Raw genomic sequence first — 11,455 nt, 5'->3', positions numbered from 1 at the left:
CGGCATCATCGATCAGAAAACATCAACGCTGCGGCGCTGCGCTAGCGCTGCGCCGCAGCGGACCGAACCATGAACGATTGTTACCTATCCATCCGGTCTGTTTTGTTACCAATCCATCCGCTGGACAAAGCGGCGGCAGCTGCACCTTAGCTCGCCAAGTTACCTCGAAGAAACTGCCTGAATGCGATGGCACGCATGCCGCAGGCCTGCGCTGTTGTGTCCAGTGGCTGCGTCGACGCCCTTGGCGCGGCGCACAACGGGCGAGTGTGGCGAGCGCTTTTTCGACTCGTTCCAAATTGCATTTGCCTCCGCGTCGGAACGCGATCATTCTCGCCGGCAAGGCTGACGCCAGCCCGGTGGGCGTCAGCCATTCAAATTGCCGCCGTAAGCGGCTTCATGCACCGGCAGGGGAAGACGCCTATGCCAACTCTCACCATCAACGGGCGGAGTCTGTCCGTGGATGCGGCGAACGACACGCCGCTCCTCTGGGCGATCCGCGAGCAATTGCAGATGACCGGTACCAAGTTCGGCTGCGGTGCCGGGCTGTGCGGTGCCTGCACCGTGCACATCAACGGTGAAGCCGTGCGCTCGTGCCAGACCATGCTCAGTGACGTCGCCGGCAAGAAGATCACCACCATCGAAGGTCTCTCCGCCAAGGGCGATCATCCCTTGCAGAAGGCCTGGATCGCCGAGCAGGTGCCGCAATGCGGCTACTGCCAGTCCGGCCAGATCATGCAGGCGGCTTCGCTGCTCGCCAAGAATCCCAATCCGACCAAGGAGGAAGTGGTCGCCCATATGGACGGCAATCTCTGCCGCTGCATGACCTATTCGCGGATCCAGAAGGCGATCATGCGCGCCGCATCCGAGATGCGCACGGCGTCCGCCACCTCGAGCGAGCGGAGGCCCACATGAACAAGCATGTGAAGAAATTGACACCCGAGACGACGGATCTCAGCCGCCGCTCCTTCCTCGTTGGCACCGCCGCGACCGGCCTCGTGCTCGGTTATGCCGGCGTGCCCGGCATCGAATCGGCAGCCGCCGCGCCCGCCAATTTCGAGCCGAGCGTGTGGTACGCGATCTCGCCGGACGGGCTGGTCACCGTGACCTGCGGCAAGGCCGATATGGGCCAGCACATCGCCTCCACCATGGCGCAGATCGTCTGCGAGGAATTGGGCGCGAAATGGAGCGACATGCGCGTGCAGCTCGCCTCCAACGATCCCAAGTTCAACGACCCCGTGCTGGGCGCGCAGATCACCGGCGGCAGCTGGTCGACCATGATGAACTTCGAAGCGATGAGCCGCGCCGGCGCCGCCGGTCGCATCGCATTGACCGAAGGTGCCGCCGCCGCCATGGGCGTGCCGGCATCGGAGCTCGTGGTGCGCGATTCCATGATCGTGCATCCGAAATCGAAGAAGCAGATGTCGTTTGCCGATGTCGTGAAAAGCGGCAAGGCGACGAAAACCTTCACGCCCGACGAGCTGAAGGCGATCAAGCTGAAATCGCCGGACCAGTACACCATGATCGGCGTCTCGGTTCCGCAGCTCGACATCCCTTCAAAGACCAACGGCACGGCCAAGTACGGCATCGACGTGATGCTGCCGGGCATGGCCTATGGCGCGCTGGTCACGCCGCCGGTGCGCTTTGGCGCCACCGTGAAATCGGTCGACGACAGCGCGGCAAAGAAGGTGCCGGGCTTCATCAAGGCCGTCACGCTCGACGACAGGACCGCAACGACGTCGGGCTGGGTCGTCGCGGTCGCCAGCACCTACGCCAACGCCAAGAAGGCGGCCCAGGCGCTGAAGATCGCCTATGACGCGGGTCCGAACGCGAAGCTGTCGAGCGAGTCGCTGCTCGACGAGGCCAAGCGGCTGCAGAAGCTGGACGATTCCGGCCAGTTCTTCGTCAAGGACGGCGATCCCAATGCGGCCTTCGGTTCGGCGGCCAAGGTGGTGGAAGCGGAATACACCACCAGCATCAACATCCACGCGCCGCTGGAGCCGATGAACGCCACTGCGGAGTTCAAGGGCGACATCCTGCACATCTATTCCGGCAACCAGTTTGCGACGCGCTCCGGCGCGATCGCGGCGGGCGCTGCCGGGATCGATCCGAAATTCGTGGTCATGCACCAGATGTGGCTGGGCGGCGGCTTCGGCCGGCGTCTCGATGCCGACATGATGATTCCGGCGGTGCAGGCGGCCAAGGCCGTCGGCAAGCCGGTGAAGGTGATCTATTCGCGCGAGAACGACATGACGATGGATTTCTCGCGTCCGCTCACCTATCAAAAAGTGAAGGCCGGCGTGGACGGCGATGGCAAGCTCATTGCGATCAGCCACGACGTGGTGTCGGCCTGGCCGACCGCGCGCTGGGGAATACCCGACTTCCTGACGCCCTCGGTCGACAAGAAGGGCCCGCTCGATTCCTTTACGGTGAACGGGGCGGACTTCTTCTACACCGTGCCCAACCATTATGTGCGCGCGATCAAGAACGAGCTCGCGCACAACGCTACGCCCTCCGGCCAGCTTCGCTCGGTGGCGCCGGGCTGGACCTTCTGGGCGGTCGAAAGCATGATCGACGAGATCGCGGCGGCGACGGGCAAGGATCCCGCCCAGTTCCGCATCTCGTTGCTCGACGGCGCCGGCAAGAACGACGGCGGCGCGCAGCGCTTGCGCAACACGCTGCTCGCCGCGATGGGACTGTCCGGCTACGGCACCAAGCAATTGCCGAAAGGCGAGGGCATGGGGGTCGCCTGCGTCTCGTCGCAGGAGCGGGCGACCGCGAGCTGGACGGCGTGCGTGGCTCACGTCGCCGTCGCGCCGTCGGGGGAGGTGACCGTGAAGAAGCTCACGGTCGCAACCGACGTCGGCACGCAGGTGCATCCCGACAATGTCCGCGCCCAGGTCGAGGGCGCGGCGCTGTGGGGCCTGTCGCTGGCGATGTACGAGAAGGCGACGCTGAAGGACGGTGGCATCGAGCAGACCAATTTCGATGGCTACACGCCCTTGCGCATGAGCCAGACGCCCGAGGTCGCGATCGCCGTGATCGCCAATGGCGAGAAGGCCACCGGCGTCGGCGAGCCCGCGGTCACAGTGGTCGCGCCGGCCATCGGCAACGCCATCTTCAATGCCAGCGGCGCCCGCGTCCGCGCCCTGCCGATCACCGCGGAAGCCGTGAAGGCGAGCATGAAGGCGTAAGTCGAGCCGTGATTGCCAAATGAGCTGATCCGCCGGAGGGCAACCTCCGGCGGATTTGTTTTGGAGCCGCCTCCACACCCTCACCGTCATGCCCCGGCTCGACCGGGGCATCCAGTACGCCGCGGCTTCTCGGTTTCAGCCGGACCGTCTCAGCATACTGGGTCGCCCGGTCGAGCCGGGCGACGACAACGGACGGCGGGGCGATAGCGTCCAAAATTCCCCTTATCCATCAATGCCCGTTCTACTGTGCATGGGGTTGTTTTCGCCGGTTGTGAAATTCCCCCCTGAACCCCAATCCGTAAAATTGCGTGCAATTCCTCAAGGTTCCATTGAGCACGCCTCTTAAGGGCCAGAGAACCTGATCCGGCTTAGGCTCATCGGCCAATACGCCCGAGTTTCCGGTCCTTGTGGGGGAAGCCATGAACGCCACAGCCAAATCCGCCGCCAAACGCCGGCTTCTGCTCGCCTCCGATCGGAGCGACGGGAGCAGCGAGCTCGCCAGCATCCTGAAAGCGGTCGGCGACGTCTCCACGGTGAAGACGGACGAAATCCCCGCCCAGCCGTCGCGCGATCTCTCCGGGCTCGTGGTCGACATCAATCTGCGCTCGCCCGACAGCGTGCAGCGGGTCCGCAACAAGCTGCGCGGCGATGCCTATCGTTCGATGCCGCGGCTGTTCGTGCTCGCGGACGCCCTGCATCACGGCACCATGCAGGCCTGGGCGCTCGGGGCCACCGACACCATCTCGCGGCCGCTCCAGGCCGAGGCCATCCTGCAGCGCATTCGCGCCGCCTTCCCGGACACCGCGGCCTATGATGCGACCGATCGCGGCAAGACGCTCAACCGCGGCGTCGAGGCGGCGCATGCGGTGCTGACCAAGATGTTCGAGAAGCTGCCGCTCGGCGTGCCCCTGACCTTCGACGACGTCATCGCCGCCGAGAGCAAGATCCTGAAGGCGATCAAGCATTCCTCGCTGCGCGAATGGCTCACCACGGTCGGCTGTCACCATGTCGGCAGCTACCGCCATTGCCTGTTCGTCACCGGCTTCGCCGTCGCCTTCGCCCAGCATCTCGGCATGCGCGAGGACGACCAGCGCCGCCTGACCCGCGCCGCGCTGCTGCACGACGTCGGCAAGGCCTTCGTTCCGGCCTGGCTGCTCGACAAGCCCGGCAAGCTCACCGACGAGGAGATGGCTGAGGTCCGCCAGCATCCGCGCCGCGGCTATGATGCGCTCGCCGCCCAAGGCGGCTTCCCGCCGGAGATGCTGGACGTGGTGCTGCATCACCACGAATTCCTCGACGGCTCCGGCTATCCGAACGGCCTGTCGTCGAACCAGATCAGCGACATCGTGCGCCTGACGACAATCGTCGACATCTACGCCGCCTTGGTGGAGAAGCGCGCCTACCGCATGCCCTTCACCCACTCCCGCGCCTTCACGATGATGGAAGGCATGGGCGGCAAGCTCGACCAGCAGCTGCTGCAGGCGTTCCGCCCGGTCGCGCTGGGGTCGTTCTAGCCGGGATGCCGTAGTCGTAGGGTGGGTTAGCCTCGCGGCTGCGCGAAGCGCAGGCGCCAGGCGTAACCCACCATGCCTCCGCAATTGCCGAACGAAGTTGGTGGGTTACGCCTCCGGCTAACCCACCCTACAAGGTCACCCCACCAGCTTCCGCAGCTCTGCCTTTGCCACCTTCTCCAGCGTCGAGCGCGGCATGTCGTCGACGAGCCTGATCTCGCGCGGCAGCTTGAAGTCGGCGAGGCCCTTGCGGCAGGCTTCCATCACGCGATCATGCAGATCGGGCGCAGCGCCTGCGACGCCGCCCTGCGGGATGATGAAGACCACCGGCACCTCGTCCAGCATCGGATGCTTCTTCGCCACCACCGCGGCCTCGCGCACGCCCGGCACCAGCGCGATCACCTGCTCGATCTCGGAAGCCGCAACGTTCTCGCCGCCGACCTTCAGCATGTCCTTGGCGCGGTCGCCGAACTTGATGAAGCCGTTCTCCAATCGCTCGACGCGGTCGCCGGTGAGGAAGAAGCCGTGCTCGTCAAAACTCTCGCGCGTTGCCTTCTCGTTGTGCAGGTACTCGGCGAACAGCGACAGGCCGGGGATGCCCCTGATCGCGAGATTGCCGGTGTCGCCGACCTCCGTCGGCCGTCCGTCGTCGTCAGTGATGCGGATCTGATATTCGGGCGCGGCGCGACCGATCGACATCGGGATGTTGGGCTGATCGACCTCGCCGACGATGCCGTGGGTGATGGTCTCGGTCATGCCCCACCAGCCGATCATCTTGACGCCGAAGGCGGCAAAGGCCGGCGGCTCGTTGATGGCGGTGCCCCACAGGCGGAACTTATGGTCCTTCGGGATCTCCTGCTCGAGCAGCGCCTTCATGCAGAACGGGATCGTCGAGGTCCAGGTCGCGCCGTGCTCGCGCGCGACGCTCCAGAACCGGCTGGCGGAGAAGCGCGGCTGGATCACGCAAGTGGCGCCGACCCACAGCGTCGCCAGCATGGAATAGGCCAGTGCATTGGTGTGGAACAGCGGCAAATACGCCTGGTGCACGTCGCCGGCGTGAAGGTCCTCATGCGCGGCGTTGATCTTGGCGCCCCACAGCGCGTTGGCATGGGTCCACAGCACCGCCTTCGGCCGCGACGTCGTGCCCGAAGTGTATTGCACGCTGCATGGCGCCAGCGGATCGGTCGCGCGCCGGGGACGATCGGCACTGTCGGCGAACAGCGATTCGAAGCTGTCGCCCCGCGAGACGCCCCGCGCGGGCGCCGCCCCCGCATCGTGCGAGGTCACCGCCATCCACCTTATCATGCGGCAGTTCTGCGCGACGGCTTCCGCATAGGCCGGCTGCGTGATCGCGGCGACCGCGCCGCAATGATCGGCGAAATACGCGATCTCGGCCGGCGCCGAGCGCGTGTTGGTGGTGACCGCGATGGCCCCGAGCTCGACGCAGGCGAACCAGGCCAGCATCGCCTCGATGCAATTGTCGAGATGAATGAGCGCATACTCGCCCGGCTTGACGCCGCGCCTGGCGAGGCCGGCCGCGAGCGCGCCGACGCGCTCGTGAAACTCGCCGTAGCTCCAGCGCCGCGCCGGCGCGTCGAACGGCGCCCAGATCAGGAACGGATGATCACGCCGGACCTCGGCGCGCAGCTTGAGCAGCCAGGGCACGTCGAGCCCGTCGAACGGGCCCACGATTCCAGCTGTGGTCTGTTGAAGTGGCATGGCGACCTCCCGTGCAGCCTGCATCCTGCTGGCGGCTGTCTTTTGATGATTGCGTCTTCCTGCCATTGGAGGTGGCGGGACGCAAATCGCAGGCGCGCAAGCTTGGTGATGCGTGACCCTTTCTCCTCCGTCATGGCCGGGCTTGACCCGGCCATCCACGCCTTGCTCAGGAAGAACGTGGATGCCCGGGACAAGCCCGGGCATGACGACCGAACGGCCGCGAGAGCGCGCCTCAATCCCCGTACGACGAGATCTCGATCAGGCTGCCATCGGGATCCCGGCAATAGACCGAGCGCAGCGTGCCGCGGGCACCTTGCCTCGGGCCCGGGCCCTCCTCGATCGCGACGCCATGTGCCCGCAAATGCGCCACCACCTCGTCCGGCGTGGCCGAGGTGAGAAAGCACAAATCTTCGCTGCCCACCGTTGGATGGTTCGCGGTGAACCACTCCACCTTGTCGGCATCGCGTTGCCGGACGTTGATCCTCTGGTTACCGAATTCGAGGAAAGTCCGCGGCGCTTTGCCGCCGCCGGGATCGAACACCTTGACTTCCATGCCGAGAATCTTGCCGTACCACGCAGCACTTGCCGCGACGTCGCTGACATTGATCACGAGATGATCCAGGGCATGAACCTTGACCGGCATGTCTCATCCTTTCGTCGTGATGTGCCCCGCGCACTTTCCGCACGCGGCAAGCTTTGTTACAACCGCAGCGACGCGGCTTTCAAGCCATCCGACTTCAAGAACAACACTGGGAGAACCCTTGAGATGATCACTCGCCGTACCGCGCTGGGCCTGCTCGCCGCCAGTCCGCTTGCAGCCACCCCGCTGTCGAAGGCCCTTGCCGCCGATTATCCGGCCCGTCCGGTGAAATGGGTGGTGGGCTATCCGCCGGGCGGCGCCACCGACATCCTGGCACGGCTGATCGGCCAGCGGCTGTCGGAAAAGCTCGGCCAGCAATTCGTGGTCGAGAACAAGCCCGGCGCCGGGAACAACATCGCGACCGAATCGGTCATCAATGCCGAGCCCGACGGCTACACGCTGCAGCTGGTCAACCCGGCCAACTACATCAACGCCTCGCTCTACAAGAATCTCAAGTTCAACTTCGTGAACGATATCGCGCCGGTCGCCTCGTTCCAGCGCGTTCCGAACGTGATGACCGTCAACAAGGACGTGCCGGCCAAGAACGTCGCCGAGTTCATCGAGTATGTGAAGGCCAATCCCGGCAAGGTGAACATGGCCTCGTCCGGCAACGGCACCTCGGTGCATCTGTCCGGCGAGATGTTCATGGCCATGACCGGCTGCAAGATGCAGCACGTGCCCTATCGCGGCGCCGCGCCCGCGATCACCGACATGCTCGCCGGCCAGGTGCAGGTGATCTTCGACAACATGCCCTCGATCATTCAGCACATCCGCTCCGGCAGCCTGCGCGCGATCGGTGTCACCACCACGGAACGCTCGCCGCAGCTGCCCGACGTGCAGCCGATCGCCGACACCGTCAAGGGCTATGAGGCGAGCGCGTTGTTCGGCATGGGCGCGCCGAAGAACACGCCGAAGGAAATCATCGCCAAGCTCAACGCCGAGGTCAACGCGGTGCTCAAGGAGCCTGACATGGCCAAGCGCCTGGTCGAGCTCGGCGGCGAGCCGCGGGTGCAGACGCCCGAGGCGTTCGGCGAGGAGATCAAGGCCGAGACCGAAAAGTGGAAGAAGGTCGTCGACTTCGCCGGCCTGAAGGTCGAGTAGAAATCTCGTGATGATGAGGAAGAGGGCCCTGCCGTTCGGCAGGGCTTTTTTCTTGGCTGCATTGCCAGCAACCCGATCACGCTCTCGTGCGGATCCGCGCCTGCGCCTTCCGGCTTGACGTCGCCGCGCTCGCGTCTATACTAAACCATATGGTTAAGTATCAGGACGAGACGCTGGACCGGACTTTTGCGGCGCTGTCAGACCCGACGCGGCGTGCCTTGCTGGCGCGCCTCGGCGAGCAGGACGGCCTGTCGGTGAGCGAGCTGGCGGCCCCGTTTGCGGTATCGCTGCCGGCGATAATGAAGCATCTCGACGTGCTCACCGATGCCGGGCTGATCGTGCGCGAGAAGACCGGGCGCACGGTCGCCTGCCGGCTGACCGCGCAGCCGATGGAGCAGGCGATGAACTGGCTCAATCGCTATGCGCAGTTCTGGTCCCACAATCTTGATCGCCTTGCCGCCTTCGTGGAGGAAGAGACATGGCCAACGCAGCCGCCAACACCGCCGAACGCCCGGCAGAACGACCAAGCCTCACGCTCACGCGCCGGCTCCGCGCACCGCCGCAAAAGGTCTACGCCGCCTGGACGCAAGCCGCGCAGCTAGCGCAATGGTTCGGGCCGCCGAACATGAAGCCGGCGACGCTTCAAGCCGAGCTCGACGTCCGCGTCGGCGGCCGGTTTCGCATCAGCTTCACCGGCGACGACGGCGAATATTTCGAGGCCGGCGGCTGCTATCGCGAGGTGGTTCTGAACGAGCTTCTGGTCTTCACCTGGGTCTGGCACTCGACGCCGGAGCGTGAGTCGCTGGTGACGATCTCGCTGAAGCCGGACGCTGCCGGCACCTTGATGATCTTCCATCACGCCCAGTTCTTCGACGAGACCGCGCGCGACAACCACCAGCGCGGCTGGAGCTCGATTTTCGACAAGCTCGATGCTTTCGTCGCCTGATCCCCAAGGAGAACGCCATGCAGCAACATCAGATCGTTTCGCGCGAGCAATGGATCGTCGCGCGCAAGGCCCTTCTGGCCCACGAGAAGGAACTGACCCAGGCCCGCGAACGGCTTGCCGACGAGCGCCGCCGGCTCCCCTGGGTCAAGGTCGACAAGGCGTACGAATTCGAAGGGCCGAACGGCATTGTGTCCTTGGGCGATCTGTTCAAGGGCCGGCCGCAGCTGATCGTGCAGCACGTGATGTTCGCACCCGATTGGGACGCGGCCTGCAAGAGCTGCTCGTTCTGGGCTGACGGGTTCGAGCGCATGGTGCCGCACCTGGCCGCGCGCGACACCGCCATGGTTGCGGTCTCGCTGGCGCCAAGCGCAAAGCTCGAAGCTTTCAAGAAACGGATGGGCTGGACCTTCGACTGGGTTTCCTCAGGCCGCAACGACTTCAACCGCGATTACGGCGTGTCGTTCTCACAGGAAGAGGTCGCGACCGGCAAGCCGATGTACAATTTCGGGACCACGCCGTTCTACGGCCCCGAGCTGCCCGGCATCAGCGTGTTCTTCCGCGACGAGGCCGGCGCGATCTTCCACACCTATTCCTGCTTCGCCCGCGGCCTCGACATGATGAACGCCGCTTATCAATATCTCGATCTCACCCCGCTTGGCCGTCACGAGGAAGGCCTGCCCTATCCGATGGACTGGGTCCGCCTGCGCGACCAGTACGAACCGCAGCCGGCGAAGGGTGCGTGCTGCCACGGGTGAGGGGAGCGCTCGACGCACATCAAAGGTGTCATCGCCCGGCTTGACCGGGCGATCCAGTATTCCGAGACGGCAGTGATGAATCGAAAGGCCGCGGCGTACTGGATTCCCCGCCTTCGCGGGGAATGACAGCTACGGGTGAGGTGCAGGGTGTGCCTTGCCCCGATAGCTACCGCTTCGCCTCCGCCTGCTCCGCCGCGTTGCACGAGATCAGCATCGTGTACGGCCGGGCGTTGGTGGCGATGTCGGTGGTCTTGAGCTCGCTCTTTGGCTCGGCGGTCTGATAGGGCACGATCGAATTGTCGAGGAAATCGCGCAGCACTCCGGTCTTGATGGCGAAATTGATGTTTTCAGGGATGTTGCCGGTCGCCACCGCGATCCGCAAGGCTGGAATCTTGCCCGTGACCACGCCCACGACCTGACCCGTGTTGTCGAACAGCGGCCCGCCGCTATTGCCAGGCTGCACGGGTGCGCTGATTTGCAGGAAGCGCGAGTCGTTGCGCATGCCGCTGAGCGAGCTCACGATGCCGGTCGTCACGCTGAAGTCCGAGGTCAGGATGCCGTGATAAGGAAAGCCGATCGCGATCACGGAATCGCCGGAGCGGATCGAGCGGTCGCGGATCCGGGCAAAGTCCTTGAATGTCGTGGTCGACGGCGCCTGCAACAGGGCGAGATCGTTGTTGGCATCGCTCGAGACTACGCGCAGCACCATTGCGGCCTCGCCGGTGAGATTGCCCTTGATGTCGCCGACGCAGCCGTCGATCACATGGTGGTTAGTGACGATGTGACCGCCGGTGCTGACGACGAAACCGGTGCCGCTCCTGGCTCGGGCAGGTTTGCCGCCGGCCGGCGCTGCCGCCTGCTTCTCCGCCGTCGCCGCAGGCTTGGCCGCACCCTTGGTGAAATCGCCTGCCTTGCTGAGCCCATCTGCCTTCACCCGCGTGACGCAGTTCGCCAGCGCCGCGATCAGGGGCGCCGTCGACGTCAGCACAAATTGGAGTGGCTTGCTGCCGTTGGTCGTCACCACCATCAGGCTTGCCTTCTGGAAGGTGCGAGCGACGTTGGGGGGGCAGGATGGTCGTCACCATGTTGGTGGTGCCGGCGGTCGCAAGCAACCTCGCCTGCTCCTGGCCGTCGAAGATGAAGTCGATGGGTGCGGTATCGCCCTTGTTGAAGCGAAAGCTGGGGCTGGCAAAGCTCAGCAGCCAGGAGCCGGCCGCATTCTGCGCGACGAAGAGACTCACGCCGTTGGCGTAAGGTGCGGCCGCCGCGCAATGGGAGAACGCGCCCGTCTCGTCATTGCTGAATGCGCCGCCGGCCCAGTTGCCGACATTGACGGTGCCGAACGGCCCCGCCGCGTTCGCCCCGAACACACTCACCTGCAACACGAACGCAACGACCAACGACCTCAACCACATACCAGCCCCCGGCAAACGCACTTGCATCCATCTTATCCGCGAGGGCAGGGGAGGCGCAACCGTCAGTTGTCCGCTCTCGTCCGGCTGGCGGCGACAATTCGGGCTTGCACATACTTTGCAGTGCCGTATACTTTGCGATACAAAGTAACGGGGCCGTTGCCTCGTAATGTCCGGGTG

Annotated in this window: 8 protein-coding genes and 2 pseudogenes; 7 read left to right on the top strand and 3 right to left on the bottom strand. The window is 64.9% G+C overall.

Going from position 1 to position 11,455, the window contains the following annotated elements:
* Window positions 1-420: 420 nt before the first annotated feature.
* From I6F17_RS28015 to I6F17_RS28005, 3 genes are all read left to right on the top strand, one after another.
* Window positions 421-912 carry a (2Fe-2S)-binding protein gene (locus I6F17_RS28015; protein WP_225126119.1) on the top strand — a complete coding sequence of 164 codons (492 nt, stop codon included), beginning with the start codon at window positions 421-423 and terminating at the stop codon, window positions 910-912.
* Window positions 909-3,191 (top strand): molybdopterin cofactor-binding domain-containing protein, encoded by a 2,283-nt coding sequence (locus I6F17_RS28010; protein WP_225126121.1) that lies wholly within the window; start codon window positions 909-911, stop codon window positions 3,189-3,191. The genes I6F17_RS28015 and I6F17_RS28010 overlap by 4 nt, the downstream gene beginning before the upstream one ends.
* Window positions 3,192-3,610: 419 nt before the next feature.
* On the top strand, window positions 3,611-4,705 hold the full coding sequence (locus I6F17_RS28005) for an HD domain-containing phosphohydrolase (protein WP_036024045.1): 1,095 nt from the start codon (window positions 3,611-3,613) through the stop codon (window positions 4,703-4,705).
* A 135-nt stretch (window positions 4,706-4,840) separates the two neighbouring features.
* On the opposite strand, the gene I6F17_RS28000 is transcribed toward I6F17_RS28005, so the two are convergent.
* Together I6F17_RS28000 and I6F17_RS27995 are read right to left on the bottom strand one after the other, a co-directional pair.
* Window positions 4,841-6,421 (bottom strand): AMP-binding protein, encoded by a 1,581-nt coding sequence (locus I6F17_RS28000; RefSeq protein WP_225126123.1) that lies wholly within the window; start codon window positions 6,419-6,421, stop codon window positions 4,841-4,843.
* A gap of 232 nt (window positions 6,422-6,653) precedes the next feature.
* Entirely contained in the window at window positions 6,654-7,064 is a 411-nt protein-coding gene (locus I6F17_RS27995; RefSeq protein WP_036038650.1) for a VOC family protein, read from the bottom strand.
* A gap of 123 nt (window positions 7,065-7,187) precedes the next feature.
* Between I6F17_RS27995 and I6F17_RS27990 the strand changes: the two genes are divergently transcribed.
* The 4 genes and pseudogenes from I6F17_RS27990 to I6F17_RS27975 all read left to right on the top strand — a co-directional run bounded on the left by I6F17_RS27990 (window position 7,188) and on the right by I6F17_RS27975 (window position 9,863).
* Window positions 7,188-8,162: a tripartite tricarboxylate transporter substrate binding protein gene (locus I6F17_RS27990; protein ID WP_036002523.1), complete on the top strand. Its 975-nt coding sequence runs from the start codon at window positions 7,188-7,190 to the stop codon at window positions 8,160-8,162.
* 149 nt (window positions 8,163-8,311) lie between these two features.
* On the top strand, window positions 8,312-8,764 hold the full coding sequence (locus I6F17_RS27985) for a metalloregulator ArsR/SmtB family transcription factor (RefSeq protein WP_036038647.1): 453 nt from the start codon (window positions 8,312-8,314) through the stop codon (window positions 8,762-8,764).
* 8 nt (window positions 8,765-8,772) lie between these two features.
* Window positions 8,773-9,108: pseudogene (locus I6F17_RS27980) on the top strand (SRPBCC family protein); the annotation flags it as partial.
* 17 nt (window positions 9,109-9,125) lie between these two features.
* On the top strand, window positions 9,126-9,863 hold the full coding sequence (locus I6F17_RS27975; RefSeq protein WP_036038644.1) for a thioredoxin family protein: 738 nt from the start codon (window positions 9,126-9,128) through the stop codon (window positions 9,861-9,863).
* A 166-nt stretch (window positions 9,864-10,029) separates the two neighbouring features.
* Here the strand turns inward: I6F17_RS27975 and I6F17_RS27970 are convergent.
* A pseudogene (locus I6F17_RS27970) lies at window positions 10,030-11,278 on the bottom strand (serine protease).
* Window positions 11,279-11,455: the final 177 nt, after the last annotated feature.

It is taken from the genome of Bradyrhizobium sp. NBAIM18, from assembly GCF_020193825.1.
In the GTDB taxonomy this organism is placed as follows: domain Bacteria; phylum Pseudomonadota; class Alphaproteobacteria; order Rhizobiales; family Xanthobacteraceae; genus Bradyrhizobium; species Bradyrhizobium yuanmingense.
This window is presented reverse-complemented; position numbering and strand designations above follow the sequence as displayed.